This is a genomic window from Roseovarius tolerans (assembly GCF_900109855.1).
GTDB classification, from domain to species: domain Bacteria; phylum Pseudomonadota; class Alphaproteobacteria; order Rhodobacterales; family Rhodobacteraceae; genus Roseovarius; species Roseovarius tolerans.
Window position 1 is genome coordinate 51,009 of record NZ_FOBO01000014.1, and the last position, 26,730, is coordinate 77,738.

General features: G+C 63.3%; 24 protein-coding genes. 10 read left to right on the forward strand and 14 right to left on the reverse strand.

Translation table 11 applies throughout. The features are described from left to right. Positions 1 to 4: 4 nt before the first annotated feature. The 6 genes from BMX04_RS13785 to xdhA are packed head-to-tail and all read right to left on the reverse strand — an operon-like array spanning position 5 to position 8,250. Complete coding sequence (locus tag BMX04_RS13785; RefSeq protein WP_074787414.1) at positions 5 to 925, reverse strand: ABC transporter permease; 921 nt, start codon at positions 923 to 925, stop codon at positions 5 to 7. Beyond that, positions 925 to 2,007 (reverse strand): ABC transporter permease, encoded by a 1,083-nt coding sequence (locus BMX04_RS13790; RefSeq protein ID WP_074787416.1) that lies wholly within the window; start codon positions 2,005 to 2,007, stop codon positions 925 to 927. Before BMX04_RS13790 ends, BMX04_RS13785 begins: the two co-directional genes overlap by 1 nt. A 48-nt stretch (positions 2,008 to 2,055) precedes the next feature. After that, positions 2,056 to 3,573: an ABC transporter ATP-binding protein gene (locus BMX04_RS13795; protein WP_074787418.1), complete on the reverse strand. Its 1,518-nt coding sequence runs from the start codon at positions 3,571 to 3,573 to the stop codon at positions 2,056 to 2,058. Further along, positions 3,570 to 4,514 carry a xanthine dehydrogenase accessory protein XdhC gene (xdhC, locus tag BMX04_RS13800; RefSeq protein ID WP_074787420.1) on the reverse strand — a complete coding sequence of 315 codons (945 nt, stop codon included), beginning with the start codon at positions 4,512 to 4,514 and terminating at the stop codon, positions 3,570 to 3,572. Before xdhC ends, BMX04_RS13795 begins: the two co-directional genes overlap by 4 nt. Then, on the reverse strand, positions 4,511 to 6,847 hold the full coding sequence (xdhB, locus tag BMX04_RS13805) for a xanthine dehydrogenase molybdopterin binding subunit (RefSeq protein WP_074787422.1): 2,337 nt from the start codon (positions 6,845 to 6,847) through the stop codon (positions 4,511 to 4,513). The genes xdhC and xdhB overlap by 4 nt, the downstream gene beginning before the upstream one ends. After that, a complete protein-coding gene (gene xdhA, locus BMX04_RS13810) occupies positions 6,844 to 8,250 on the reverse strand; it encodes a xanthine dehydrogenase small subunit (RefSeq protein WP_074787424.1) in 1,407 nt (468 codons plus the stop codon). The genes xdhB and xdhA overlap by 4 nt, the downstream gene beginning before the upstream one ends. Positions 8,251 to 8,412: 162 nt before the next feature. Here xdhA and dnaE point away from each other — a divergent pair, with 162 nt between their 5' ends. After that, positions 8,413 to 11,913 (forward strand): DNA polymerase III subunit alpha, encoded by a 3,501-nt coding sequence (dnaE, locus tag BMX04_RS13815; protein ID WP_074787426.1) that lies wholly within the window; start codon positions 8,413 to 8,415, stop codon positions 11,911 to 11,913. Positions 11,914 to 12,009: 96 nt separating this feature from the next. Here dnaE and BMX04_RS13820 read toward each other — a convergent pair whose 3' ends face one another. After that, positions 12,010 to 12,204: a SlyX family protein gene (locus BMX04_RS13820; protein WP_050662312.1), complete on the reverse strand. Its 195-nt coding sequence runs from the start codon at positions 12,202 to 12,204 to the stop codon at positions 12,010 to 12,012. 110 nt (positions 12,205 to 12,314) lie between these two features. Here BMX04_RS13820 and hisS point away from each other — a divergent pair, with 110 nt between their 5' ends. Genes hisS through hisG form a run of 3 tightly spaced genes read left to right on the forward strand, consistent with a single transcriptional unit; the run spans position 12,315 to position 15,663 of the window. Beyond that, positions 12,315 to 13,886, forward strand: a complete 1,572-nt coding sequence (gene hisS / locus BMX04_RS13825; protein ID WP_074787428.1) for a histidine--tRNA ligase — start codon at positions 12,315 to 12,317, stop codon at positions 13,884 to 13,886. Continuing rightward, a complete protein-coding gene (locus tag BMX04_RS13830; protein WP_074787430.1) occupies positions 13,886 to 14,971 on the forward strand; it encodes an ATP phosphoribosyltransferase regulatory subunit in 1,086 nt (361 codons plus the stop codon). The genes hisS and BMX04_RS13830 overlap by 1 nt, the downstream gene beginning before the upstream one ends. Then, entirely contained in the window at positions 14,968 to 15,663 is a 696-nt protein-coding gene (gene hisG / locus BMX04_RS13835) for an ATP phosphoribosyltransferase (RefSeq protein ID WP_074787432.1), read from the forward strand. The genes BMX04_RS13830 and hisG overlap by 4 nt, the downstream gene beginning before the upstream one ends. A 71-nt stretch (positions 15,664 to 15,734) precedes the next feature. Here the strand turns inward: hisG and BMX04_RS13840 are convergent, their stop codons facing one another. From BMX04_RS13840 to BMX04_RS13850, 3 genes are all read right to left on the reverse strand, one after another. Further along, the gene (locus BMX04_RS13840) at positions 15,735 to 16,328 is read right to left on the reverse strand and encodes an outer membrane protein (RefSeq protein ID WP_050662316.1); all 594 of its coding nucleotides are present in this window, start codon (positions 16,326 to 16,328) and stop codon (positions 15,735 to 15,737) included. A 288-nt stretch (positions 16,329 to 16,616) separates the two neighbouring features. Continuing rightward, positions 16,617 to 17,246 (reverse strand): outer membrane protein, encoded by a 630-nt coding sequence (locus tag BMX04_RS13845; RefSeq protein WP_074787434.1) that lies wholly within the window; start codon positions 17,244 to 17,246, stop codon positions 16,617 to 16,619. Between the two features lie 141 nt (positions 17,247 to 17,387). Beyond that, positions 17,388 to 17,837: a DUF1489 family protein gene (locus tag BMX04_RS13850; RefSeq protein WP_074787436.1), complete on the reverse strand. Its 450-nt coding sequence runs from the start codon at positions 17,835 to 17,837 to the stop codon at positions 17,388 to 17,390. 101 nt (positions 17,838 to 17,938) lie between these two features. Here BMX04_RS13850 and BMX04_RS13855 point away from each other — a divergent pair, with 101 nt between their 5' ends. After that, positions 17,939 to 20,206: an adenosylcobalamin-dependent ribonucleoside-diphosphate reductase gene (locus BMX04_RS13855; RefSeq protein ID WP_074787438.1), complete on the forward strand. Its 2,268-nt coding sequence runs from the start codon at positions 17,939 to 17,941 to the stop codon at positions 20,204 to 20,206. Between the two features lie 443 nt (positions 20,207 to 20,649). Here BMX04_RS13855 and BMX04_RS13860 read toward each other — a convergent pair whose 3' ends face one another. The 4 genes from BMX04_RS13860 to BMX04_RS19575 form a co-directional block, all read right to left on the reverse strand. Further along, positions 20,650 to 20,997, reverse strand: coding sequence for a hypothetical protein (locus tag BMX04_RS13860; RefSeq protein ID WP_074787439.1), 348 nt, complete (start codon positions 20,995 to 20,997; stop codon positions 20,650 to 20,652). Between the two features lie 265 nt (positions 20,998 to 21,262). After that, positions 21,263 to 21,604: a hypothetical protein gene (locus BMX04_RS13865; protein ID WP_074787441.1), complete on the reverse strand. Its 342-nt coding sequence runs from the start codon at positions 21,602 to 21,604 to the stop codon at positions 21,263 to 21,265. Positions 21,605 to 21,785: 181 nt separating this feature from the next. Further along, a complete protein-coding gene (locus BMX04_RS13870; RefSeq protein ID WP_244888555.1) occupies positions 21,786 to 22,277 on the reverse strand; it encodes a CIA30 family protein in 492 nt (163 codons plus the stop codon). A gap of 267 nt (positions 22,278 to 22,544) precedes the next feature. After that, a complete protein-coding gene (locus BMX04_RS19575) occupies positions 22,545 to 22,946 on the reverse strand; it encodes a hypothetical protein (RefSeq protein ID WP_217644487.1) in 402 nt (133 codons plus the stop codon). Between BMX04_RS19575 and BMX04_RS13875 the strand changes: the two genes are divergently transcribed. The 5 genes from BMX04_RS13875 to BMX04_RS13890 all read left to right on the forward strand — a co-directional run bounded on the left by BMX04_RS13875 (position 22,941) and on the right by BMX04_RS13890 (position 26,704). Next, complete coding sequence (locus BMX04_RS13875) at positions 22,941 to 23,228, forward strand: hypothetical protein (protein ID WP_244888558.1); 288 nt, start codon at positions 22,941 to 22,943, stop codon at positions 23,226 to 23,228. The genes BMX04_RS19575 and BMX04_RS13875 overlap by 6 nt on opposite strands. 195 nt (positions 23,229 to 23,423) lie before the next feature. Beyond that, positions 23,424 to 23,711 carry a co-chaperone GroES gene (locus BMX04_RS13880; protein ID WP_074787443.1) on the forward strand — a complete coding sequence of 96 codons (288 nt, stop codon included), beginning with the start codon at positions 23,424 to 23,426 and terminating at the stop codon, positions 23,709 to 23,711. 44 nt (positions 23,712 to 23,755) lie between these two features. Continuing rightward, positions 23,756 to 25,393, forward strand: a complete 1,638-nt coding sequence (gene groL, locus BMX04_RS13885; RefSeq protein WP_074787445.1) for a chaperonin GroEL — start codon at positions 23,756 to 23,758, stop codon at positions 25,391 to 25,393. Between the two features lie 107 nt (positions 25,394 to 25,500). Continuing rightward, positions 25,501 to 25,635 carry a hypothetical protein gene (locus tag BMX04_RS19770; protein WP_276325617.1) on the forward strand — a complete coding sequence of 45 codons (135 nt, stop codon included), beginning with the start codon at positions 25,501 to 25,503 and terminating at the stop codon, positions 25,633 to 25,635. Between the two features lie 436 nt (positions 25,636 to 26,071). Beyond that, complete coding sequence (locus BMX04_RS13890; protein WP_074787447.1) at positions 26,072 to 26,704, forward strand: tyrosine-type recombinase/integrase; 633 nt, start codon at positions 26,072 to 26,074, stop codon at positions 26,702 to 26,704. Positions 26,705 to 26,730: the final 26 nt, after the last annotated feature.

The following is a 26,730-nucleotide window of genomic DNA, read 5'->3' on the forward strand; positions in this document are numbered from 1 at the left end:
GATCTTATTGCGAGGCGTGAAAGATGCGGCCCAACGAGGCGGGCGCGCGTGATTTGTCGCCTGCCATGATGACCAGCACGAGGATGGTGATCAAGTAGGGCGACATGGAAAGATATTCGACCGGGATGGCAAAGCCCGCGGCCTGAAGATTGAGCTGCAGCACCGTGACCCCACCAAAAAGCCACGCCCCCAGCAGAACCCGCCCCGCCTTCCACGAGGCGAAGACCACGAGCGCAAGCGCGATCCACCCGGCACCCGCCGTCATGCCTTCGGTCCACTGGGGCACACGAATGAGGCTGATATAGGCCCCGCCCAGCCCGGCGCAGGCCCCGCCGAAAAGGATCGCCATAACCCTTATGCGCACCACCTTGTAGCCAAGCGCATGCGCCGCATCATGGTTCTCGCCCACCGCGCGCAGGATAAGCCCGGCACGGCTGTACTTGAGCACCCACCAGATCAGCCCCACCAGCGCGAGGCCCAGATAGACCATCAGGTCATGCGAAAAGAGAACCCGGCCCAAAAAAGGGATATCGCCAAGAAGGGGGATATCCAGCTTGGCCACCGGCGGCGGCTTGATCCCCACATAGCCCTGTCCCAGAAGCGACGACAGGCCGAGACCAAAGAGCGTCAGCGCCAGACCGCTCGCCACCTGATTGGCCAGCGCCACTTGCGTGAGCAAGGCGAACAGGAGCGCCAGCACCGCGCCGCCCCCCGCCGCCGCGACAAAGCCGATGGCAGGCGAGCCGGAATTGACCGCCACCGCGAAACCGCAGATCGCCCCGGTGATCATCATCCCCTCGACCCCGAGATTGAGCACGCCCGCGCGCTCCACCACCAACTCGCCCAGGGCGGCAAGCAGGATCGGCGTCGCCGCGACCATCAGAGAGGCGAGAAGAAGTTCAGGGCTGATTGATCCCATATCCATCACGCCACCTCCCGCCTAGCCAGTCGGATGCGGTAATTCGTCAGCACATCCACCGCCAGCAGGAAAAACAGCAGCATCCCTTGGAATAGCTGAATCGCAGCAGCGGGCAGCCCCATGTTGGATTGCGCGATCTCGCCGCCGATATAGGTCAGCGCCATCAAGAGCCCCGCCAGCAAAATGCCCAGGGGATGCAAGCGACCAAGAAACGCCACGATAATCGCCGTGAACCCGTAGCCCACGTTGAAATCAATGCTCACCTGGCCCGCAGGGCCGGACACCTCGAACATCCCCGCAAGCCCCGCCAGCGCCCCGGCGGTGCCAAGACAGACCAGCACCAGCCGCGCCGGGCGCACCCCGGCGAAGCGTGCGGCGCGCGGCGCCTGCCCGGTCAGGCGGATGTGATAGCCCAGAGAATGACGCGTTAGCAGCACATAGGCAAAGATCACCGCGATAAACGCCGCCACCACGCCCCAATGCATGCCGGTCCCGGTGATCAGTTCGGCGTTATGCGCGCTCTCGTATTGCCGCAGGTTGCGCGACCCGGGAAACCCCATCCCCTCGGGGTTCTTCATCGGCCCGAGCGCCATGGCCGCCAGCAACTGCTCCGCCACATAGACCAGCATCAGCGATACCAGAATCTCGTTGGTGCCGAACCGCAGCTTCAACACCGCCGGGATCATCGCCCAAGCCCAACCACCAAGCGCCCCGGCCAGCACCATCAGCGGAAAGATCAGCACGCTCTCGGTGGGGTAAAACGCAAGCCCCACCCCCGCGCCGGTCAGCGCACCGACGATATACTGCCCCTCGGCCCCGATATTCCAGATCCCCGCCCGAAACCCGAGGCTGAGGCCGATGGCAATGAGAATGAGCGGCGCGCCCTTGATCAAAAGCTGCGGGCGGTAATAAAACGCGAACTCACCGAATAGCGGCTGCCAGAAGATCGTGGCGATCGCCTCGACCGGGTCCTTGCCAAGTGCCGCAAAAAGCGCGCCACCCGCCAACATGGTGATCACCACCGCCAGAAGCGGCGTCACCCATGTCCAGAGCCGCGAGGGCTGCGGGCGCTTTTCGAGCTTCAGCATCCCGCGCCCCCGGGTTTCTTTATGGCAGAAATACTCAAATCCGACGGCTCAGACATGCGCCACCTCCATGCCATGCGCGCCGCCCATCATCAGGCCGATCTCCTCGACGCTCAGACCCTGCGCAGGCCGGATCTCCGACAGCCGCCCCTCGTTGAGCGCTCCGAACCGGTCGGAGATTTCCATCAACTCATCCAGATCCTGACTGATGCAGAGGATCGCCGCCCCATTTGCCGCCAGATCGAGCAGCGCCTGCCGGATCGCGGCGGCGGCGGCGGCATCCACACCCCATGTCGGCTGGTTGACCACCAGCACGCGTGGCCGTTGCAGCACCTCGCGCCCGATCACGAATTTCTGCAGGTTGCCGCCCGACAGCGCCCGCGCCGCGACATCCGGCCCCGGTGTGCGCACGTCAAACCGCTCGATGATGGCACGCGCAAACGCCCGCGCCGCAGTCCAGCGGATAAACCCGCGCGCGGTCAGCCCCTCGCGCTGCGCACCCGTCAGAAACGCGTTTTCCGTCAGGCTCATATCCGGGGCGGCGGCATGGCCCAGCCGTTCCTCGGGCGCGGCCAGCAGGCCCAATTCGCGCCGCGCGGTCGGACCTAGCCATCCGATGGGTGTGCCATTGAGCCGGATCGCCCCGGCGTCGCTCGGCAATTCCCCCGACAGCGCCGCCAACAACTCGTCCTGCCCGTTCCCCGCCACCCCGCCAAGGCCCAATATCTCGCCTGCCTGCACGCTCAGGTGAATATCCTTGAGCGCGGTGCCGAAGGCCGAGGGCGAGGCCACCGACAGCCCGGTGATCTCGAGCGCAACTTCGCCCGGCGCGCGGGACGCGCGTTCCGGCGCGGCAAAGCTCGACCCGACCATCATCTCCGCCATTTCGCGTGCCGAGGTTTCGCGCGGCAGACAGGTGCCCACATTCTGCCCCTGCCGCAGGATCGTCGCCTGATCGCACAGGCTGCGGATCTCCTCCAACTTGTGCGAGATATAGAGGATCGCCACCCCTTCGGCGCTCAGCTTGCGCAGGGTTTGAAACAGGATCTCCACCTCCTGCGGGGTCAGCACGCTCGTCGGCTCGTCCATGATCAACAGGCGCGGGTCCTGCAACAGGCAGCGGATGATCTCGACCCGCTGCCGCTCGCCCGCCGACAGATCGCCGACAATGCGTCCCGGATCGAGCGGCAGGCCATAGGTCTCCGAGACATCCTTGATCCGCGTGGCAAGGTCGCGCAGGCGCGGCGGCTCTTCCATGCCCAGCGCCACGTTCTCGGCCACGCTCATCGCCTCGAAGAGCGAGAAATGCTGAAATACCATCGCCACGCCCGCCTTGCGCGCCGCATGCGGATCGGGCGGGGCGTAGGGCGCGCCATGCAGGGCCATCGCGCCGCTATCGGGCTTCACCAACCCATAGATCATCTTGACCAGCGTCGATTTGCCCGCGCCGTTCTCACCCAACAGCGCATGCACCTCGCCCTCCATGATATCGAAGGACACGGCGTCATTGGCGACGACACCGGGATAGGCCTTGGTCAGGCCCGAAATACTGAGCAGCGGCGTCGTCACGCGGTTGTCCCCTGATGGCGGGCGGCAGATACTTGTCGCCTCTTCAGTAACGCAGTGGCGGTGCCGACGGCAATGGCCTGAGGGTGTTTGCCAAGGCTTGGCTCACCGATCGGGCAGTCGATGCGCGCGATTTCGGCAGGCGCATGGCCAAGGGCCACCAGACGCTTGCGGAACCGCGCCCATTTGGTGGCCGATCCGATCAGCCCACAACCCGTGAACCCATGCTGCAAAAGGGCATGACAAAGCGCCAGGTCAAGCGCGTGCGAATAGGTGACGATCAGATGACGCGCGTCGCGCGGGGCATGCGCGACAAGCGCGGGCAGGTTGGGCGCGGGCCAGACCGTGACGCCCTCCGGCACCACAGCAGGAAACCGCGCCGCGCCGGTATCGGCCCAGGTGACGCGAAAATCGGGCAGCGGGCCGAGTGTGGCGGCAAGCGCGCGCCCGACATGCCCCGCCCCCCAGATCCAGAGCGGGGCTGCGCGCGGGCGCACCGGCTCGACCATCCAGCCCTCGATCAGTTGCGGCGCGGGCAACTCGCCCCGGTCCCGCGCCCGCGCCAGCCTGCGCCGCACCGCGAGCGGGGTGTCATCGCCGCCCGTGACGGGGCGTGCAATCACGTCGCGCCCCTCCAATGTGGCAAGCCGCGCAGCATCATAAACCTCGCTCACCACCTCCACCACACCGCCGCAGCATTGCCCCATATCAGGGCCCAGCGCATGGCGGCTCAGGCAGGTGGGTACGACTTGCGCCCGCGCCGCACGCGCCAATTCATATTCCAGCGCCCCGCCGCCGACGGTGCCGGATTGGCCTGCGTCCCAGACCAGCATCGCCGCCCCCACCTCGCGCGGGGCAGAGCCATGAGTCGCTGCGATCACCACACGGGTTACCCGGCCATGCCGCAAGACCGCCGCGCGCACGGCATCGAGATCAAAGCTCATGCGCGCATCCTCTCCACCGCTCGCAAGACCCGCTCCGGCGTCGCAGGCGCGTCGAGCGCCGGATAGCCCGTGCCACAGGACGCCACCGCATCCGACAGCGCCAGCAAGGCCGAGATGCCCAGCATCAAGGGCGGCTCGCCCACGGCCTTGGAGCGATAGATCGTCTCCTCGCGGTTCTGCCCGTCCCAGAGGGTCACATTGAACACCTCCGGCCGATCCGAAAAGGCCGGGATCTTGTAGGTCGACGGCGCATGCGTGCGCAGCCGCCCGGCCTTATCCCAGACCAGTTCCTCCACCGTCAGCCAGCCCGCGCCCTGCACATATCCGCCTTCGATCTGCCCGATATCGAGCGCGGGGTTCAGCGAGGTGCCGCAATCGTGCAGGATGTCCGCGCGCAGGATGCGGTTCTCGCCCGTCAGCGTGTCGAGCACCACCTCAGTCACCGCCGCGCCATAGGCGAAATAATAGAACGGTCGGCCCTGCCCCCTGATCCGGTCCCAGGCCAGCTTGGGCGTCTTGTAGAACCCAGTCGAGGACAGGCTGATGCGATGCTCGTAACACAGCTGCGCGGCCTGCGCGAAACTCAACTCATGTGCGCCAACACGCACCGTGCCGCCGTCGAATGTCACGGCCTCGGGCACCTCCTGATGATAGCGCGCAAGAAACTCCGCCATTCGCTCTCGTATAGTGTCACAAGCGACCTGCACCGCCATGCCGTTCAGGTCACTGCCCGAACTCGCCGCCGTGGCCGAGGTATTGGGCACCTTGCCGGTATCGGTGGCGGTGATCCTGACCGCCTCCAGCGGCAGGCCGAACCGCGCGGCCGCCACCTGCGCCACCTTCTGGAACAGACCCTGCCCCATCTCGGTGCCACCGTGATTGAGCTGCACCGAGCCGTCCTGATAGACATGCACCAGTGCGCCTGCCTGATTGAGATGGCTGAGCGTGAAGGAAATCCCGAACTTCACCGGGCTGAGCGCGATCCCCTTCCGGAGCACCGGGTTACGCGCGTTCCACTCCGCCACCGCCGCGCGCCGGGCGTGATAGTCGGATGTCTCGGCCAGCGCGTCGGTCATCTCGTGCAGGATGAAATCCTCCACTTCCTGCCCATAGGGCGTGTGCTGTTTCTTCTGGCCGGAAATATCCTCGGGGGGGCGCGCAGCGCGGGGGGTAGACAGCCCCCCTCCATCCGCTGCCGTATAGTAATTCCGCCGCCGCACCGCGAGCGGATCAAGCCCCAGCTCATGCGCCACATGGTCCATCACCCGCTCGATCCCCAGCATCCCCTGCGGCCCGCCGAACCCGCGAAAGGCCGTGGCCGAGGCGGTATTGGTGCGCAACCGGTGGCTCTCGATCCGGGCAGCAGGCAGGTGATAGGCATTGTCGGCATGCAGCATGGCGCGGTCGGCCACCGGCAGCGACAGGTCCTGGCTCCAGCCGCAACGCGCGTACTGCACGAACTCCACCCCCGTGAGCCGCCCTTCGCCGTCAAATCCGGCGCGATAGGTGATGCGGAACTCGTGCCGCTTGCCAGTGATCACCATGTCGTCGTCGCGGTCATAGCGCATCTTGCAGGGCCGCCCTGTCGCCATCGCCGCGACGGCACAGGCCACGGCGAGCGCATTGGCCTGGCTTTCCTTGCCGCCGAACCCGCCGCCCATGCGCCGCGTCTCGACCCGCACGCCATGCATGGGCCGCCCGATGGCATCGGCCACCTTGTGCTGCACCTCCGATGGATGTTGGGTCGAGGCATGCACCACCATGTCGCCGCCTTCCTGCGGCAGGGCGAGGGCGGCCTGGCCTTCGAGATAAAAATGCTCCTGCCCGCCCATCTCGATGACCCCGTCGACCCGATGCGGCGCAGTGGCGATGGCGGCTGCGGCATCGCCACTTTGATAGACGCGCGGCCCCTCCTCAAAACGGCGGCCGGCGGCGAGGGCGTCGTCGATGCTGAGGATCGGCGTAGCCTCATCATAGGCAACCTCCGCCTGCCGCGCCGCGCGGCGCGCGGCAAGGTGGCTCTCGGCGATGACCAGAAACAGCGGCTGGCCGTGATACTGCACCGCGCCGGTGCAAAGCAGCGGCTCGTCATGCGCCGAGGGCGAGCAATCGGCACCGTGCGGCAGATCATCGGCCGTCAGCACCGCCACCACACCGGCGCTCTCACGCACGCGCGCCAGATCCATCCCAGTCACCCGCCCGCATGCAATCGCGCTCAGGCCAAAGGCCAGATGCAGCGTGCCGCGCGGGGTGGGGATATCGTCGACATAGCGCGCAGCGCCCGTCACATGCAGGCGAGCGGCGTCATGGGGCAGCGGTTTGGCGATGCTCACGGCTGCACCTCCAGCACCGATATGGGTGCGCCTTGATCCTCGAAGAAATAGCGCCGCAACAGATTGCACGCGACGCTGAGGCGATACTCGGCAGAGGCGCGCATATCCGAAAGCGGTGCGAAATCCTCGGCCCAGGTCTCCTGCGCGGCGTCGATGGTCGCCTCGGTCCAGGGCTGACCCAATAGCGCTGCCTCGACATGGGCAGCGCGTTTTGGAATGCCCGCCATGCCGCCGAAACCGATGCGCGCGGCGCGCACATGGCCCTCCTCGACGGTGATGTTGAAACAGCCGAGAACCGCCGAGATGTCCTGATCGAACCGCTTGGAGACCTTGTAACAGCGCAGCCGGTCGAGCTGGCGCGGGACGCTGATCGCTTCGACGAATTCCCCCGGCGCGCGGTCCTGCTTGCCGTAGTCCAGAAAGAAATCCTCCAACGGCATCGCGCGGCGGGTATCGCCGTGACGCAGATGCAGTGTCGCGCGCAGCGCGATCAGCGCGGGCGCGTTGTCGCCGATGGGCGAGCCATTGGCGATATTGCCCCCCAGCGTCGCCGCCGCGCGCACCTGTTCCGATCCATAACGCCGCAGCATCGCCGCATAGGACGGGTGATGCGGTGCGATCACCTCCATCAGCAGGGCGATGGTCAGCCCGGCACCGAGGCGAATCTCGGTGTCACTGATCTCGACCGCCTGCAGATCGGCACAACCGTTCAGGAAAATCGGCCTCTCCAGATCGCGCAACTGCTTGGTCACCCAAAGCCCCACATCCGTCGCCCCGGCAATCAGCGTGGCCTGCGGATGAGCGGCAAAGAGCCGTGCCAGCTCATCCGTGGTTTTTGGGTGCCACGCCCGAGGGGGGCTGTCTGCCCCCCGCCCTTCGGGCTCCCCCGAGAGTATTTCTGCCAAAAAGAAACCGGGATCGTCTCGCATCCAATCCGGCACCGGCGCATCCTCGGCGGCGCGGGCGGCGCGCAGGATGGGGGCGTAGCCGGTGCAGCGACAGAGATTGCCGGCGAGCGCGCGGTCGTGATCGGTCTCGCCATTGAGATGCGCGCAGGCCATGGAGGCGATGAACCCCGGCGTGCAAAAGCCGCATTGCGAGCCGTGGCACTCGATCATCGCCTGTTGCACCGGGTGCAGCGCGCCATCCGGCCCGCTGATGCCTTCGACGGTGCGCACCGCCTTGCCGTGTAGCTGCGGCAGCAAGAGGATGCAGGCGTTGAGCGGGCGCGCGCCGGTCTCGTCGCTGACGATCACCGTGCAGGCGCCGCAATCGCCTTCGTTGCAGCCCTCTTTGCTGCCGGTGAGGCCGCGCACCTCGCGCAGCCAGTCGAGCAGGGTCGTGGTCGGGGGAAGGCCCCCCGCATCCACGGTCTCTCCGTTCAGAAGAAACGTGAGGGTCATGTCCGGTGCCTGCCGCCTTACCGAATACCTGCCCGTGATGTGCCTGACCTTCGATGCGGCGTAGAAGGCGGCGGGCGTGTCCTGTCGGTCTTCGATGAAAACGGTCGAACCGGCGTTTGGCAAGTCTTTTGTTTCGCGCGCGCCCTCAGTAAGGTTGCCCTCATGAGCGCCAATCCCCGATTCATTCACCTGCGTGTCCACACCGAATATTCCCTTCTCGAAGGGGCGGTGCGGCTCAAGAAACTGCCCGGCCTGTGCGAGGCGGCGGGCATGCCCGCCGTGGCCGTTACCGACACCGGCAACATGTTCGCAGCCCTAGAGTTTTCCGTCTCTGCGCAGGCGGCGGGGGTGCAGCCGATCATGGGCTGTCAGGTCGACCTCGAATATGTCGCCACCAGCCCCGGAGAACGCATCAAGCCGCCCGCACCCGTGGTCCTGCTGGCCCAGAACGAGCGTGGCTACGAGAACCTGATGAAGCTCAATTCTTGCCTCTACCTGCGGGGCGACGGGCAATTGGCGCATGTCACGGTCGAGGAGCTGGAGCACCATGCCGAAGGCGTGATCTGCCTGACCGGCGGGCCCGACGGCCCAGTGGGGCGGCTCTTGCAGGGTGGGCAGCGCCCGGCAGCCGAGGCGTTGATGGGGCGGCTGGCAAAGGCGTTCGGCGACCGGCTTTATGTCGAATTGCAGCGCCATCCGGGCGAGAGCGGCGCGCCGGACCCCGAGCGGCTGACCGAGCGCGGCCTGATCGAGATGGCCTATGCGATGGACCTGCCGCTGGTGGCGACCAATGACGTCTATTTCGAGACCCCGGACATGTACGAGGCGCATGATGCGCTCCTCTGCGTGGCCGACGGGGCCTATGTCGATCAGAGCGAGCCGCGCCGCCGCCTGACGCCGCAGCATTATTTCAAGTCGCAGGAAGAGATGGCGACGCTCTTCGCCGACCTGCCCGAGGCGCTGGAAAACACCGTCGAGATCGCCAAGCGCTGCGCCTTCGGATGCTACCGGCGCGACCCGATCCTGCCGCGTTTCGCCGATGACGAGATCGACGAATTGCGCCGCCAGGCACGCGGGGGGCTTGAGGCGCGGCTTGCCGTCATTCCCCATGCCGCCCCGGTCGAGGACTATGAAAAACGGCTCGATTTCGAGCTTGGCATTATCGAGGGCATGGGCTTTCCCGGCTATTTCCTGATCGTCGCCGATTTCATCAAATGGGCCAAGGAGCAGGATATTCCGGTTGGGCCTGGGCGCGGATCGGGCGCGGGTTCGCTGGTGGCCTATGCGCTCACCATCACCGATCTTGACCCACTGCGCTACTCGCTCCTCTTCGAGCGGTTCCTCAACCCCGAGCGGGTGTCGATGCCCGACTTCGATATCGACTTCTGCATGGATCGCCGCGAGGAGGTGATCCAGTATGTGCAAGGAAAATACGGTCGCGACCGCGTGGGGCAGATCATCACCTTCGGGGCCCTGCTCTCCAAGGCCGCGGTGCGCGATATCGGGCGGGTGCTGCAAATGCCCTATGGGCAGGTGGATCGCCTGTCCAAGATGATCCCCGTCGAGGGCGTCAAACCGGTCAGCATCTCACAGGCGCTGACGCAGGAAGAGCGGCTGCGCGAGGCCGCGAAATCAGAAGAGGTGGTGGACCGACTGCTGAATTACGGCATGAAGGTCGAGGGGCTGTTGCGCAACGCCTCCACCCATGCTGCAGGGGTGGTGATCGGCGACCGGCCCTTGGATGAGCTGGTGCCGCTCTATCAGGATCCGCGCTCCGACATGCCCGCCACGCAGTTCAACATGAAATGGGTGGAACAGGCGGGTCTGGTCAAGTTCGACTTTCTCGGTCTGAAAACCCTGACCGTGATCCAGAACGCGATCGAGCAGATCCACAACGAGGGGCGCGACCTGCATATCGCCGCCGATGGCAGCACCATCTACGAGCCCTTCCCGGGGGCCGAGAACGATATCGGGCAGATCCCGCTCGACGACGAAAAGACCTACGAGCTTTATGCCCGCGCCCGCACCGTCGCCGTGTTTCAGGTGGAAAGTTCCGGCATGATGGACGCGCTCAAGCGGATGAAACCCACCTGCATCGAGGATATCGTGGCACTCGTCGCGCTCTACCGTCCCGGCCCGATGGAGAACATCCCGAAATATTGCGAGGTCAAGAACGGGCTGAGCGCGCGCGATAGCCTGCACCCCTCGGTCGATCACATCCTCGACGAGACGCAGGGCATCATCGTCTACCAGGAACAGGTGATGCAGATCGCGCAGGAAATGGCGGGCTATTCGCTTGGCGGGGCCGACCTCTTGCGCCGCGCCATGGGCAAGAAAATCCAGGCCGCGATGGATGCCGAACGGCCCAAGTTCATTGCGGGCGCCAAGGACAACGGCGTCGACGATGCCAAGGCGCTCGAAGTCTGGAACCTGCTTGATAAATTCGCCAATTACGGCTTCAACAAGTCCCACGCCGCCGCCTACGCGGTGGTCAGCTATCAGACGGCGTGGCTCAAGGCCAATCACCCGGTCGAATTCATGGCCGGGGTCATGAACTGCGATATCCACCTCACCGACAAGCTGGCGGTCTATTTCCAGGAGGTGAAGAAGGGGCTGCGCCTCGACTGGCTACCACCATGCGTGAACCGGTCCGAGGCCACATTCATGGTGCGTCAGGGCGTGCTGCACTACGCGCTTGGCGCGCTCAAGAATGTCGGCGTCGAGGCGATGAAGCTGATCGTCGAGGGGCGCGGCGACAAACCCTTTGCCACGCTCTACGACATGTCGCGGCGGGTGGATTTGAAACGCATCGGCAAGCGGCCGCTGGAAATGCTGGCACGCGCAGGCGGCTTCGACGAGTTGGACCGCAACCGCCGCCGGGTGTTCGAGAGCATCGAGGCGCTGATGAACTATTCCGCCGCGATCCACGAGCAGAAGAATTCGACGCAGGTTTCGCTCTTCGGCGACGCCGGTGAGGATCTGCCCGAACCGCGCCTTGTCCCGGTCGAGGATTGGCTGCCCGCCGAACGCCTGACCGAGGAATTCAAGGCCGTCGGCTTCTACCTCTCGGGCCATCCGCTCGACGATTACATGACCGTGCTCAAGCGGCAGGAGGTCAGGACGCTGGACGAGGTGACCGCCCGCGCCGAGCAGGGGCCGTTTCTGGCCAAGATGGCGGGCGTCGTCGCCGGGCGGCAGGAACGCAAGTCGGCGCGCGGCAACCGCTTTGCCTTTGCGCAACTCAGCGACACCACGGGCGGGTATGAGGTGACGATCTTTTCCGATGTGCTCGAGAAATCCCGCGATTTCCTGGAAACCGGCACGCAGGTCGTGATCAGCGCCGAGGCCACGATGGAGAGCGATCAACTCAAACTCCTCTGCCGCTCGGTGCAGCCCATCGACGGGATGGTCGCCGATGCCGGGGCGGTGGGCTTGCGGATTTTCGTCGATCAGCCTGGGGTGATCGGCTCGGTCGCGACGGTGCTGGAAGGGGCGGCAAAATCAGCCCGCGCCGGTGCCCCCGGACCGATCCATTTCCGCCTGATGGGCGAGGGGTTGCCCGGCGAGGTCGAGATCGACAGCGGCGTGGAATACCCCGTCACCCCCCAGATTAAGGGCGCGATCAAGAGCCTGAGCGGCGTGGTGATGGTCGAGGAAATCTGAACCCTGCCCAACGTCATCCCGGGCTTGACCCGGGATCTCTGAGCCGCACGAGACCCCGGATCACGTCCGGGGTGACACGGACCTTCACAGTCCCCGTCAATAATGCGGCGGGCGCTCGTCGCCGAGGAACACGCTGCCCTCATTGTCCTCGCGCCGCGCCGCCTCGCGCTCCAGCAGCATCTGCACGCGCCCGCGCAGCCAATCGATCTCGCGGTCCTGCCGCGCGATGACATCCGACAGGTCATCGACGCTGCGCATCAGGTGGGCGAGTTTCTCTTCCAGATCGGTCATGGCATCGCCTTACGCGCACGTGCGCGCGCGGTCAATCATGCGGCTTGCCTTGCCCCCGCGCAGCCCTTCGGCTAGACCGCGCCACGACAGCCGCCGCAAGGACGACACCCATGGCCAAGCCCAAGAAACAGCCCCGCCCCAAGGCCGAAACGCCGAAAGGGTTCCGCGATTATTTCGGCGCGGACGTGACCGAGCGCGCCGCGATGCTGAACGCCATCGCCGGGGTCTATCATCGCTATGGGTTCGACGCGCTGGAATCGAGTGCGGTGGAGACGGTCGAGGCGCTTGGCAAGTTTCTGCCCGACGTGGATCGCCCCAACGAGGGCGTCTTTGCCTGGCAGGACGAGGACGAGAAATGGCTGGCGCTGCGCTATGACCTGACGGCGCCGCTGGCCCGCGTCTATGCCCAGCACCGCAACGACCTGCCGACGCCGTATCGCCGCTACGCCATGGGGCCGGTCTGGCGCAACGAGAAGCCGGGGCCGGGGCGGTTTCGGCAGTTCTATCAATGCGATGCGGATACGGTGGGCACGAACAGCATGGCGGCGGATGCCGAGATCTGCGCCATGCTGGCCGATGCGCTGGAAGAGGTAGGCATCCCTCGTGGTGACTACGTGGTGCGAGTGAATAACCGCAAGGTTCTGAACGGTATTTTAGAAGGCTTGATGGTCGATAACGAGAAAACGCGTGCGTTGCCACGAAGCTTCCGTGAGTCGCTTGATACTAAATTGAGCGACTGGGAGTTTGTCGATCCAGAAGCAGTACTTCGAACAATTGACAAATTCGACAAGGTCGGTGCGTCGGGAGTGCTTGAGTTATTGACCACGGGGCGAAAGGATGACTCAGGCGCATTCATTAAAGGTGTCGGCCTTTCTTCTGAGGATGCATCCCGAGTAGTAAAATTTATGGAGTCGCGCGGAAGCGATAACACCAAGACCTTAACTAACCTACGCGAGTTGATGGGGACTTCTTCGCTGGACTTGCACGAGGAACAGGGTGTTTCCCATATCGGTTTAGACGGCATCAAGGAACTCGAAGAGATCGCCACCCTGCTTGCCGCCCAAGGCTACGGCCCCGACCGCATCGTGATCGACCCCTCCGTCGTGCGCGGCCTCGGCTACTATACCGGCCCGGTCTTCGAGGCCGAACTGACCTTTGAAATCCTTGACGAAAAGGGCCGCCCGCGCCAGTTCGGCAGCGTCGCGGGCGGGGGGCGTTACGACGATCTCGTCGCGCGCTTCACCGGGCAGCAGGTGCCCGCCGTGGGTGTCTCCATCGGCGTCGACCGCCTCCTCGCCGCTCTGCGCGAAAAGGGCCGCATCGGGGGCGAGGCGCAGGGCCCGGTGGTCGTCACCGTGATGGATCGCGACCGCATGGCCGATTATCAGGCCATGGTCGGCGAGTTGCGCCAGGCAGGCATCCGCGCCGAGGTCTATCTCGGCAACCCGAAGAATTTCGGCAACCAGATGAAATACGCCGACCGGCGCGGCAGCCCGGTGGCGATCATCGAGGGTGGCGACGAAAAGGCGCGCAGCGTGGTGCAGATCAAAGACCTGATCCTCGGCGCGCAAATCGCCGAAAGCGCGACGCTGGAAGAATGGAAGGAACGCCCCAGCCAATACGAAGTGCCGCGCGACCAACTGGTCGAAAAAGTCCGCGACATCCTGACGGGGCAAAGCTGATGCCGCACCGTGCCGCAGTCCGCGCCGAGGCCGCGCGCCTGCGGGGCCTCTTCGAGGCGGCGGGGGCATTGCCCGTTGAAACCTCCGTTCTGCAACCCGCCGAAGTGCTCCTCGATCTTTATGGCGAGGATATCCGCGCCCGCGCCTACGTGACCTCGGACGCCCTGCGCGGCGAGCAGATGCTGCGCCCGGATTTCACCGTGCCGGTGGTGCAGATGCATATGGAGCACGGCGCCGAACCCGCGCGCTACACCTATTCCGGTGAGGTATTTCGCCGTCAGGAAGAGGATGCGGCCCGCGCCAATGAATACACGCAAGTGGGCTTCGAGATCTTCGAGCGCGCCGCGCCCGAGTCGGCGGATGCCGAGGTGTTCTCGATGTTCTTCGATATCCTGCGCCCGCTTGGCCTGCGCGCGGCCACGGGCGATATCGGCATCCTGATGGCCGCGGTCGAAGGGCTGCGCACGACCGAGCGGCGCAAGGCGGCGCTCCGGCGGCATATCTGGCGGCCCCGGCGGTTTCGCGCGCTGATCGACCGGTTTTCGGGCAAATCCCCGGTGCCGGATCAGCGCGCGGCGCTTCTGGCCGCAGCAGAGCCGATGGCCAAGGCCGAACCGATGATCGGGCTGCGCGGCCCGGATGAAATATCCAGCCGGATCAAGGCGCTGCGCGATGACGCCCAAACTGCCCCAATCTCGGCCACCGAGGTGGAACTGCTCGACGCGGTTCTGGCGGTGCGCGAGACCAGCGACAATGCACTGGAACGGCTGCGCGATATCGCCGTGGACCTGCCCGCGATTCAGGGCGCGGTGGACCGGCTCGCCAAACGGCTGGAGGCGCTGACGGCGCGCGGTCTGGACATCACCAAACTGGATTTCGAGGCCAGCTACGGGCGCACGCAGATGGAATATTACGACGGCTTTGTCTTTGGGTTCTATGCGGAAAAACGCCCCGACCTGCCCCCCGTCGCGACCGGCGGGCGCTATGACGCGCTGACCCGGCAACTGGGGCAAGGGCGCGAGATTCCAGCCGTCGGCGGGGTCATCCGCCCCGGTCTGGTCCTGAGCCTTGGGGGTGCGACATGACCCTGAAACTCGGCGTGCCGTCCAAGGGGCGGCTGATGGAAAAAACCTTCGACTGGTTCGGCAAACACGGCATCGAACTGGGACGCGCCGGGTCCGAGCGCGAATATGCGGGCTTTGTCCAGGGCATCGACAACGTCGAACTTATTCTGCTGTCGGCCGGGGAAATCCCGCGCGAACTGGCCGCCGGACGCATTCATCTGGGCGTGACCGGCACCGATCTGGTGCGCGAAAAACTCGGCCAATGGGAAAATCAGGTCGGCGAACTGGCCGAACTGGGCTTCGGGCAGGCCGATCTGGTGCTCGCGGTGCCGCGCTGTTGGGTCGATGTCAGCCATCTCGACGACCTTGACGCCGCCGCCGCCGCGTTCCGGCTCAAGCACGGGTTTCGCTTGCGTATTGCCACGAAATATCACCGCCTTGTGCGCGATTTCCTGCGTGAGAACGGGGTCGCGGATTATCAGCTGGTCGACAGTCAGGGGGCGACCGAGGGCACCGTCAAGAACGAGACCGCCGAGGCCATCGCCGACATCACCTCGACCGGCGACACACTGCGTGCCAACCACCTGAAAATATTGGAAGACGGGATGATCCTGAAATCTCAGGCGACGCTCTTCAAATCACGCGTGGCCCCGATGGAGGATGCCGACCGGCACACGCTGCGGGCGCTCAAGAACCGCCTGCATCTCGACTGAGGCACGGCTAGCACCCGCCACGCAAAAGGGCGGCCCCGAAGGACTGCCCCCTTGAGTTCAATCCAGCCGGATCAGAAGCGGAAGGTCGCCCGCGCCTGAACCGTCGTCGCTTCGACGTCAGAGCCCGAACCGTTGAAATCTTCGAACTCGTGATAGAGCACTTCACCGCCGAGCGAGACTTGCTCAGTCACCATGTGCTCATACCCGGCACCGACGAAATACCCGTCATCGTCGCCAAGATTGTCGGTATCCGCCCAGGCATAGCCGCCGGTGGCATAGGCCAGACCGCGACCGATCTTGTAGCCGCCGCGCAGTTTGGCGCGGAACACTTCTTCGGCGGTGGCGACGTTGCCGATATCGGCATCGAGGAAGTCATAGTCGAGGCCGGCACCGACGACGAACCCGTTCTGGAAGTCGTAGTCATAGCCACCGGTGAGACCACCGATCAGGCTGTCATCGTCATCGAATCCGTCGGCATCGACATTGGCCCAGCCAAGTTGACCACCACCGTAAAAGCCGGTCCAATTCGGCGAAAGGGGGGCCGCAGGGACGGGCGCCGGGGCCTCAATCACCGGCTCAGGGGCCGGTTCGGTCACGTTGCCTGCGAATGCGGGCGCTGCAAAAATCGCGGTCACTGTCGCGAGGGCTGTGGTTGTCTTCAGCATTGTTTTGTCCTTTCAGTGGTCTGTCACGCCCCGCAATCGCGTCACGATCCGGGGCACGGCGCGTGCCGTTGCGATGCATATCGGTCACCATACCACTGCCGACAAGGGCATGTGTCGCCCAGAATGGTCACGACCCTGTGAGTGGCAGGGATACGCTGAAATCTAACGAAAAATCGGCGGAAAACCGCAAAACCCTGTCACTGACGCGCAACCATCGAGTGAATTCTGACGTCTTCCCCTTGAACCGAAAACAGCGGGCACGCTGGAGGACGCGCCGCCGTATGACCGTCAGAAACGGTAGGTGGCACGGATCTGCACGGTGGTGGCCTCGATGTCGTTGCCACTGCCATTGAAGCTGTCGAAGTCGTGATAGAGCACCTCGCCGCCAATCGAGAACTGGCTGTTGACCATGTAGTCATAGCCGCCGCCGATGAACCAACCGTCATCGTCACCGAGAGTGTCCGTATCGGCATTGGCCCAGCCCGCCGCACCGTAAAGCAGCCCATTGCCGATCTTGGGTCCGCCTCGGATTTTCAGGCGGAAGATCTCTTCGATTTCCGCACCGGGACCGGCATTGATTTCGGCGAAATCATAATCGAGCGCGCCGCCCAGCACCCATTGGCCGAAATCATAGTCATAGCCGAGGGTGACCCCCCCGATGACATCCTCGTTCTCGCCGCCGGTCGAAGTATCGACGCTGCCGAATCCTAGCTGCCCGCCGATATAGACGCCGGTCCAGTTGGCCGACCGATTGGGCGAACGGGACTGCGTGGAGACCGCCACGGACGCGCTCTGCGTCGCGCTGTCAAAGCTCAGATCCTGCGCGGCGTCGAACCTCGGCGCGTCGGCCTCTGCGAGGGCCGGGACCGCGAACAAGAGGGCGATTGCGACGCTGATGAAGGGGAGTTGGGGGCGCATGTCACTTGTCCTTTCGGGTAGTGGTCCGTCTGGAACAAGGATCAGCGCAGGGCGCATGCGGCGCAATGAACGATACGGTCGCGCAACGTCAATAGCGGGTGAGCGACGCGTGTGTCAGTTCGCGCCGGACCGGGGCAGCCTTCACAGCACCCCGATATCCGCCAGTGCCGCCGAGAGTTCCGGCGGCAGGCTGTCATCGCCCGCACGTGCAGGGCCGATATCCGCAGGCGCATCCGTCCCCGGCAGATAGCGCCAGCCCTGAAACGGCCGCCGCGCCGCGGTGCTGGTGCGGATAAGCACCGGGTCGAGCACGATGGCGCAGCGGCGGATACCGTCGCCGCCCGTCACCTCGTCAAGCCGCAGGATGCGCTGACGGCATTGCACAAGCCCCTGAATCACCCAGTAGATCGACCCACCGTCGAGCAGTTCCGTCTCGCGCTTTGGCCACATCCGGGTGACATGGCAGGGATGGCCGTCCGGGGCCTTGGCACGCGGGTTTCTATGCCATTCCATCAGCCCTTCGACCGATTTGGTGCCGACGCTGAGTTTGATGAGATGCAGAGCCACGCGCGAATCCTCAGGTTCCTCCATATATCGTAGCGGTCTCACCGGGCAGGGCAAGAGATGGTGGAAATCTCAAGGCGAGAGGGTTATTGTATCTCTCTGTCTCTGACGCAAGGGAATCGCCGCTCATGACCCGTTTTGCCGCCCCGATCGCGGAACAGATCTGGACTATGAAATACCGCTACATCACCGACGACGGCGGCGATGCCAGCGTCGAGGACACATGGCGGCGCATCGCACGATCGCTGGCCGAGGTCGAGGCCGAACCGGACATCTGGGAAGGTCGGTTCTACGACGCCCTCGAGGATTTCAAGTTCCTGCCCGCGGGCCGGATCACGGCGGGCGCGGGCACCGGGCGCAAGGTGACGCTGTTCAACTGCTTCGTCATGGGCACCATTCCCGACGACATGGGCGGCATCTTCGATAACCTGCGCGAGGCCGCACTGACCATGCAGCAGGGCGGCGGCATCGGCTATGATTTCTCGACGATCCGGCCCAAGGGCGCGGTGGTCAAGGGCGTGTCGGCGGATGCCAGCGGGCCGCTCAGCTTCATGGATGTGTGGGACGCGATGTGCCGCACGATCATGTCCGCCGGATCGCGGCGCGGCGCGATGATGGCCACCATGCGTTGCGACCATCCCGACATCGAGGATTTCATCGCCGCCAAGTCCGACGCCGCGCGGCTGCGGATGTTCAACCTCAGCGTTCTGGTCACCGATGCCTTCATGGAGGCGGTCAAGGCCGATGGCCCGTGGGAGCTGCAATTCGACGGTCGGGTCTATCACACCGTGCAGGCGCGCGACCTGTGGAACCGGATCATGCAGGCCACCTATGATTATGCCGAACCGGGGGTGATCTTCATCGACCGGATCAATCAGGCCAACAATCTGGCCTATTGCGAGGAGATCGCGGCGACCAATCCCTGCGGCGAACAACCCCTGCCGCCATATGGCGCCTGCCTGCTGGGGTCGATCAACCTGGCACGGCTGGTGCGCGATCCGTTCGGGGAGTACGCGTCGGTCGACGAAGACGAACTCGCCCGCCTCGTCGGGCTGGCGGTGCGGATGATGGACAACGTCGTGGATGCCTCGAACTTTCCGCTCGAGGCGCAGGCGCGCGAGGCACAGGCCAAGCGGCGCATCGGGCTGGGGGTTACCGGGCTCGCCGATGCGCTCCTGATGTGCGGGTTGCGCTACGGGGCCGAGGATGCCGTGGCACAGACCGAAAGCTGGCTGCGCGCGATTGCCCGGGCCGCCTATCTGGCAAGCACCGATCTGGCGAAGGAAAAGGGCGCTTTCCCGCTCTTTGACCGCGATGCGTTTCTGGCCTCGGGTACGATGCAGGCGATGGACGAGGAAGTGCGCGCGGCGGTGGCCGAACACGGCATCCGCAACGCTTTGCTGACCTCGATCGCCCCCACCGGCACGATCAGCCTCTATGCCGGCAATGTCAGCAGCGGGATCGAGCCGGTCTTTGCCTATTCCTACACCCGCAAGGTCCTGCAAAAGGACGGCTCGCGCAGCGAGGAAGAGGTGGTCGATTACGCCGTGCAGATGTGGCGCGACCGGATGGGTGACGCCCCGCTGCCCGATCATTTCGTGAACGCGCAGACCCTCGCCCCCGAGGATCACGTGGCGATGCAGGCGGCGGCGCAGAAATGGATCGACAGCAGCATCTCGAAAACCATCAACGTCCCCGAGGATATCGGTTTCGAGGCGTTCAAGGATGTCTACATGCAGGCCTATGAGACCGGCTGCAAGGGCTGCACCACCTACCGGCCCAATGACGTGACCGGCAGCGTGCTGAGCGTGAGCGAGAGCGCCGACAAGGTGCCCGGTGAGGGCGCGATGCCGGGCGAGGGCGGTGAAGTGATCTACATGTCCGACCCGCTCGACCGGCCCACCGAACTCGAAGGCGCGACCTACAAGCTCAAGTGGCCCGACAGCAACCACGCGATCTACGTGACGGTGAACGATATCGTGTTGAACGGGCACCGGCGGCCTTTCGAGGTGTTCATCAACTCCAAGAACATGGAGCATTACGCCTGGACCGTGGCGCTGACGCGGATGATCTCGGCGGTGTTCCGGCGCGGTGGCGATGTGAGCTTTGTGGTGGAGGAACTGAAGGCGGTGTTCGACCCGCGCGGCGGCGCATGGATGAACGGCAAATACATCCCCTCGATCCTCGCCGCCATCGGCGGGGTGCTGGAACGCCACATGGTGCAGATCGGCTTTCTCGCGGGCGAGGGCCTCGGCCTAAAGTCCGACCCCACGGCACAGGTCTCAAGCCTCACCACCCCCAAGGGCCCCGCCTGCCCCGCCTGCGGCAGCTACGACCTGCGCATGATCGAAGGCTGCAGGACCTGCGCAAGCTGCGGCCACAGCAAATGCGCGTAAGGGGCGGTGATCGGCTATTATTCTATTCCGACTACCAATTCATAGCCACCGGCGGGGTTAAAAGCGCCATTTTGCAAGCAAAAGAACGGGATCGGGCTAAGAGGCCCGTTCCATGTTTCTCTCGTTCAGAGTCGATGTTGCTATGGTTTGACTCCTTGTAGAGTACATAGGTTCGTCTCTATAGAGCCCAAAGCGCACAGCGCATCATTTTTTGATCTTAGCCAGCGCAATGTTCGATGGCACGGTGCTTCTGCAGGACATCGACACTGTTTTCGGGGCCCAGTCGATTTCAAATAGCGGTCCGTTTCTGACGCAGTGATCGCAAAGGTCACGCTTCAGGACACGTAGTCTCTTAAATTAGGACGGCGCTGAAGATCACACAAGAAAGCCGCGGTCGCAAAGACCGCGGCTTGGGCATGGTTTAGGCAGAATTTACAGGCGTGTTACCTAAAGGCGCCCAAAAGGTCGCTGACGCGAGCCCCGTACCACCTAACGGAGGTGTCGACGCAATAACCTTTTCTGACGCTCAGCGCGTCAATGGCACAGGTTTCCTGTGCGGCGAGGGCTGCGTGGATTTGCCGAAGCCCGCGCTGAACAACGCATGCATCAGGGAGCAAGGCTCCGGACTGGGCATGCAACTCGCACAGCGCGTCGAACGCAGTTTCCTCGGCCAAAAGACCAAGGAGATCGCAAAGTCCCCCACCGTGTCGGCGCAGGAAGTCGAGCGCGGCCAGGGCTGCCGCACAAGACGCGCCACCGTCATCGGTGCGCGGGGCGTGTTTCATGAACATGGTAGAACTCCCGACAGCCAGCCTGCGGCAGAGGCCGCATGTTTGTTGCTGGTGTCAGATTGGCGGTGTCGGGAGGTGCGTAAATCTTGCTTCTGGCCTGTGCGGTTCTCCGGATCGGTTTCAGGGGTAGGGTTTTTGTGCTGGTAACTGGAACATTGGCTCGATCGGCTGGAGGCGAAGAAAAAATTTTGGCGAAGACCGGAAATGGCGCTTTGTGTCGTAGTCCCCGCCCTGCAACTCGTTGGCGCAAGGCGGGGATAGAGGATCACCGCTTACTATCTTCTGCCACGCGCGCCGCGCGCAGACCTTCAAGCAAAAGACAAACCTCCTCGACAGCGGGGTGTTCCGGGTCGATCATCGCAAAACGCGCGGCCTCGACACGGTCGAGATCATCGACGTGGCGCAGGCTCAGCAAGTCTTCAAGCGCATCGAGCGCGCGGTTAAGGCGGCGAGAGACCGCCGGCGCGAGGGTCAATTCATCGACCAGCGCCTTGACGCGTTGCTCCGCCTCGGGGCCGCCGAGCAGTGACGCTGCCGAGGTCAACGCCGAGCAATTCGCAACGACGAACTGCGATAGTGGTGAAGGTGCAAACAGGTCTTTGGGCATTCCAGATGGTCCTTCTCATCCGTGCCGGTCCCCAATGGACCGGTGTCAGCCGTCTACAGCGCTGCCCATCTGCGCCGCTTGGATAGAGAGATTGGCTGATATCGGGCCGGACGAAGAAGAAAATGGCTTCATGGGGATTGATGCAGGTGAGGGAAGACTCTTCAATCCGCCAGCCGACGTATCATGTCCGATAGAGCCGCGCCCCGGCGACCGCGATCTCGGCCCGAAACTCCCGACCGATAGCGAGGATGCCGATCCGCCGGAGGCTTCGTGGGTCGAACGTGGCCTCGGTCTTGTGCGGCGCAACCGCATCGAAGGGGATGCGAACGGACTGCCATTGGCGGGTGGTCTGGACCCCTGTACGAAACGATTGCCAGGGCCGTGTCAGCTGATCAGTGCGCAGGCGGATATCATAGGTCTCGCCGTTGCCGCAGAGGTCCAGCGCGATCCCGTCCCAGGCGCTTGCGTCGACCCCGGTGCCATCGGACCGCAGGTTGAAGGCGATCTGGATGAAGCCGCCGTTGTTGTCGAGAGAGACATCGCCGCGCAGAACAGTCGCTTCACGGCCCTGGTAGGTCTCGTGCGTCATGTCCCCGTCCGAGATGCCGCCCATCACGGCGTCGGGCACGAATTCCCAGTCTGGGTAAAGATCCATCTCGCTCGGTTCGGCCATTTCTTCTGTGCGTGCCTTTATTGCTTTTGGGCCATACTGCCACAGCCGTTAAGCTACACGTCAATCATGAAAGCAGCGAATTCCCATCGCGCCGCGTAGAATTTACCAGTTTCCGGTGCATAACGCCTGGCGCGCCGTGCTCAAGTCATCCCGCCACCTACCCTTGGTGGTTAGCAAGACGTCACCGCGTTGGTGGGCGGACATTCCGCAAAAAGCATACCTGCCTCGCGCAGGAGTAAGTGTCAGCATACCGCCGAAAAAAGGTCTTCAATAGCCAACTCCATCAAACGCGCCCAGGCGATGCGAACGGCCCACAGCCGCCTTTGACGGACCGTCTCTGCGCTGCGGAGCAGCTTTCGCATTGCTGCCATTCGTGCATTTCGCAGCATTCTTGGAGGGTGACTGGCCGTAGTGCAGGACAAAGTAAGCTCTCGCTACGATTGAACGAATAGCTGCTTTGGTCCGCGTTTCAGATTTTCTCTTTTGATTGCACAGGACTTGCGTACTACAGGACAGGGCGACGAAGGCTGAGAGCTTGCGGGTGAGGGGGCTGTGTTCAACTGATGCCATGGGGCCTCCCGGCGTTGTGAACCAAGAGCGGAAATCGGCCCGGACAATGCTCTGAATCAGTTCAGCATAGAGCTCTTTCTGCGAGAAGTACCGATGCATTTGAACCTCACCTTCCCGCCGGTTCACGATGCCACAAAAGGAAATCCGGATGTCCACGGCGAGCGAATATGCAGGCTAGGCGTCCTGTCGATATGCGAGACGCTCCTGCTTGCCATGAACGATCACGGGCTTCTGCCAGAGCACGAGATAGTGGGCCTTCGCGACGCGGCGGCGACCCATGAGAACGCCGTCGGCATCGAATTCGAAACGGAAAGGCACCATGCCGTATCGGACTTGATCAACGCGATCATCGCTGGCGGGAACTCTGTTCGACGCTTGTGAAGTGGGGCTTCGAAGATGTGCGGGAACAATTATGGATATGCATTGAAGGAAAGCAGAAAGATATTCTTTGAGGCGCTATTGTAGAACCCCTGCCGAGCCATCATTTCAATAGTATTGGTGCTCCGGTATGGCGAGTGCCAATGCACTTCCGAACATCGCCATGCTCCCTTGAACATCTGAAGAAGGAGCACTCAAGTGTCGTTCACTCCACTCCACGACCGCGTTCTCGTCCGCCGAATCGAAGGCGACGCGAAGACCGCAGGCGGGCTTATCATCCCTGACACCGCGAAAGAGAAGCCGCAGGAAGGCGAGATCGTCGCGGTCGGCGCCGGCGCAAACGACGAGGACGGCGACCGCATCGCCATGGTTGTCGAAGTCGGCGACCGGGTCCTGTTCGGAAAATGGTCAGGAACCGAAATCAAACTCGATGGCGAAGACCTCATGATCATGAAGGAGAGCGACATTCTCGGCGTCATGGCCTGACCCCGACAGCGACGCCGAAATTTCATTCTCAGGAGCACCCGACCATGTCCGCCAAAGACGTCAGATTCAGTACCGATGCCCGCGACCGCATGCTGAAAGGCATCAACACGCTGGCCAACGCCGTCAAAGTTACCCTGGGCCCCAAAGGCCGGAACGTCATCATCGACAAATCCTGGGGTGCCCCGCGCATCACCAAAGACGGTGTGACCGTCGCCAAGGAAATCGAGCTGTCGGATCATTTCGAGAATATGGGCGCGCAGATGGTCAAGGAGGTCGCGCAGCGTACCAATGACGAGGCTGGCGACGGCACCACGACCGCGACCGTACTCGCCCATGCGATTGTCCGGGAGGGCATGAAGTCGGTCGCGGCTGGTATGAATCCGATGGATCTTAAGCGCGGGATCGACAAAGCCGTCGCTGCGGTTGTGGCCGAGATCAAGACCATGTCCCGGCCCGTCGGCGACAGCGACGAGATCGCGAAGGTCGGCGCCATTTCGGCCAACGGAGAGGTCGCGATCGGTCGGCAAATCGCAGATGCGATGGCCAAGGTCGGCAATGAAGGCGTAATCACCGTCGAAGAAAACAAGGGACTGGAGACCGAGACTGAAGTGGTCGAGGGCATGCAGTTCGACCGCGGGTACCTTAGCCCCTATTTCATTACGAACGCTCAGAAGATGCTCGTCGAGCTGGATGACTGCGTCATCTTGCTGCACGAAAAGAAACTGACCTCTCTGGCATCCATGGTACCGCTGCTGGAGGCTGTGATTCAGGCCGACAAGCAACTGCTGATCGTGGCTGAGGACGTCGAGGGCGAGGCACTGGCGACGCTGGTCGTCAACAAGCTGCGCGGCGGGCTGAAGGTCGCGGCCGTCAAGGCACCGGGCTTCGGAGACCGCCGCAAGGCGATGATGGAGGACATTGCCGTGCTGACGGGCGGTCAGGTGATTTCCGCAGAGATGGGCACCAAGCTCGAGAAGGTCACAATGGACATGCTCGGCGCGGCGAAGAAGGTCGCGATCACCAAGGATGACACGACGATCATCGACGGTGCCGGCGACAAAAGTGCGATCGCGGCGCGCGTCACGCAGATCCGGGCGCAGGTCGAGGAGACGACGTCGGACTACGACAAGGAAAAGTTGCAGGAGCGGCTGGCCAAGCTTGCGGGCGGCATTGCCGTGATCCGGGTCGGCGGAGCAACCGAGATCGAGGTGAAGGAGCGCAAGGACCGCGTCGACGATGCGCTGAATGCCACCCGTGCCGCGGTTCAGGAAGGTGTCGTGCCCGGTGGCGGCGTGGCCCTGGTTCATGCCGGTAAGGTGCTGGCGTCGCTGAAGGGGGAGAACAATGATCAAGTTGCCGGCATCAAGATCGTCCGCCGTGCGCTCCAGGCACCGCTGCGCCAGATTGCTGGAAATGCCGGGGTCGACGGATCGGTTGTCGTTGGCAAAGTGATCGAGAACGATAGCCCGAGCTTCGGTTTTGACGCGCAGACCGAGGAATACGTCGACATGCTGAAGGCCGGTGTCATTGATCCGACGAAAGTCGTCCGGATCGCTCTCGAAAACGCCGCGTCCATTGCCGGGCTATTGATCACGACGGAAGCGATGGTCGCGCAAAAGCCCGAGAAGGCCGGCGCCGGCAGCGAAATGTCCGACATGGGTGGAATGGGCGGAATGATGTGAATGGCGGCGTCCCGCGGGCAGGAGCCCCGGGACACCAACCCACAGTGTTGATGGAAACAAACACCGATCACTGCGTCAGAGAAAACTCAGGACCAGGAGCAATCAAAATGTCCAAAGGTGACAAGCAAAGCGGCAACCGTGAAGCGAAGAAGCCCAAGAAGGTGAAGGAAAAGGTCGTTGCGACAGCCGATTTCACGAAGAGCAAAGCCTTGACCAATCTGGGTGAGCACAAGAAGAAATAGATGATGGTGGACTCCTGTTCTGTGAACGGAATAGACATGACACAGAGTTGTCCTTGGCCGTCCTTTCTTCACCGGAGCTGCTATTCTATCCCGGGCCGATTGAGGCAGACTGTCGCTCGGCAGAGGATGAACGTGCATGTCGTAGCAAGCGCGACATAGCATGAAAAACGCGATCGAAACATGACCATTTAATGCAAACGGGACTATTTAATCGTCTGAAATTCCATGTAAATCGCCCCTGTCCATCAATAGACAAGCAAAACTGAATTTTTAGAAGGCGGCTTTGAACGGTACCGCATTTATCGATGTAGACCGCAGCATCGGTCATGTTGGGCTCTCTGCCGACCTCGGAGGCGGCGCAGCATTCCCGTGGTACTGTGTCTTGTCAACGTCGGGTTGTCGTTGTGTGAGGGTGCGGCGGATCGGAGGATCAGTCATGGAAACACCAAACTTACCTGCCATTCGCGCGCTTCGCCCCGCTTGGAACAAGGGCCGGATTGTCGGTCAGAAACGACCACTCAAGCCCAAACATGTCTGGGCGATCAGGGTTCGGCTTGAGCTGGCTGAGAACCATCGCGATCTGGCGCTCTTTAATCTGGCCATCGACAGCAAGCTGCGCGGCTGCGATCTGGTCGGGATGAAGGTGATCGACGTCATGGCGTCCGGCCAGCTCAAGGAACGGGCGTCTGTCCTGCAAAGCAAGACGCAGAAACCTGTCCGCTTCGAAATCTCGGAAGGCACGCGGGGTTCCCTCGACAGATGGATGCAAGACCCGCTGATGGTTCGATCCGAATACCTCTGGCCCGGCCGATTTCACGAACGTCTTCACATCTCGACCCGCCAATATGCACGGATTGTACGTGACTGGGTGACGTCGATTGGCTTGGAGGCGAGCGCGTACGGCACGCATTCGATGCGACGAACAAAGGTGACGCAGATCTACAGAAAGACTGGCAACCTGCGTGCAGTCCAGCTGCTGTTGGGCCACACGAAGATGGACAGCACTGTCAGATACCTTGGCGTAGAGCTGGAAGATGCACTCGCTATCGCCGAAGCCATCGAAATCTAAAGGCGTGGGCCGTCTTCACGGACGGC

Bases quoted from the DNA above. Each gene is read 5' to 3' on its own strand.
- BMX04_RS13785 (WP_074787414.1), bottom strand. From the start codon at position 925: ATGGATATGGGATCAATCAGCCCTGAACTTCTTCTCGCCTCTCTGATG.
- BMX04_RS13790 (WP_074787416.1), bottom strand. From the start codon at position 2,007: ATGCTGAAGCTCGAAAAGCGCCCGCAGCCCTCGCGGCTCTGGACATGG.
- xdhC (WP_074787420.1), bottom strand. From the start codon at position 4,514: ATGAGCTTTGATCTCGATGCCGTGCGCGCGGCGGTCTTGCGGCATGGC.
- xdhA (WP_074787424.1), bottom strand. From the start codon at position 8,250: ATGACCCTCACGTTTCTTCTGAACGGAGAGACCGTGGATGCGGGGGGC.
- dnaE (WP_074787426.1), top strand. From the start codon at position 8,413: ATGAGCGCCAATCCCCGATTCATTCACCTGCGTGTCCACACCGAATAT.
- BMX04_RS13820 (WP_050662312.1), bottom strand. From the start codon at position 12,204: ATGACCGATCTGGAAGAGAAACTCGCCCACCTGATGCGCAGCGTCGAT.
- hisS (WP_074787428.1), top strand. From the start codon at position 12,315: ATGGCCAAGCCCAAGAAACAGCCCCGCCCCAAGGCCGAAACGCCGAAA.
- BMX04_RS13830 (WP_074787430.1), top strand. From the start codon at position 13,886: ATGCCGCACCGTGCCGCAGTCCGCGCCGAGGCCGCGCGCCTGCGGGGC.
- hisG (WP_074787432.1), top strand. From the start codon at position 14,968: ATGACCCTGAAACTCGGCGTGCCGTCCAAGGGGCGGCTGATGGAAAAA.
- BMX04_RS13840 (WP_050662316.1), bottom strand. From the start codon at position 16,328: ATGCTGAAGACAACCACAGCCCTCGCGACAGTGACCGCGATTTTTGCA.
- BMX04_RS13845 (WP_074787434.1), bottom strand. From the start codon at position 17,246: ATGCGCCCCCAACTCCCCTTCATCAGCGTCGCAATCGCCCTCTTGTTC.
- BMX04_RS13850 (WP_074787436.1), bottom strand. From the start codon at position 17,837: ATGGAGGAACCTGAGGATTCGCGCGTGGCTCTGCATCTCATCAAACTC.
- BMX04_RS13855 (WP_074787438.1), top strand. From the start codon at position 17,939: ATGACCCGTTTTGCCGCCCCGATCGCGGAACAGATCTGGACTATGAAA.
- BMX04_RS13860 (WP_074787439.1), bottom strand. From the start codon at position 20,997: ATGTTCATGAAACACGCCCCGCGCACCGATGACGGTGGCGCGTCTTGT.
- BMX04_RS13865 (WP_074787441.1), bottom strand. From the start codon at position 21,604: ATGCCCAAAGACCTGTTTGCACCTTCACCACTATCGCAGTTCGTCGTT.
- BMX04_RS13870 (WP_244888555.1), bottom strand. From the start codon at position 22,277: ATGGCCGAACCGAGCGAGATGGATCTTTACCCAGACTGGGAATTCGTG.
- BMX04_RS13875 (WP_244888558.1), top strand. From the start codon at position 22,941: ATGCATTTGAACCTCACCTTCCCGCCGGTTCACGATGCCACAAAAGGA.
- BMX04_RS19575 (WP_217644487.1), bottom strand. From the start codon at position 22,946: ATGCATCGGTACTTCTCGCAGAAAGAGCTCTATGCTGAACTGATTCAG.
- groL (WP_074787445.1), top strand. From the start codon at position 23,756: ATGTCCGCCAAAGACGTCAGATTCAGTACCGATGCCCGCGACCGCATG.
- BMX04_RS19770 (WP_276325617.1), top strand. From the start codon at position 25,501: ATGTCCAAAGGTGACAAGCAAAGCGGCAACCGTGAAGCGAAGAAGCCC.
- BMX04_RS13890 (WP_074787447.1), top strand. From the start codon at position 26,072: ATGGAAACACCAAACTTACCTGCCATTCGCGCGCTTCGCCCCGCTTGG.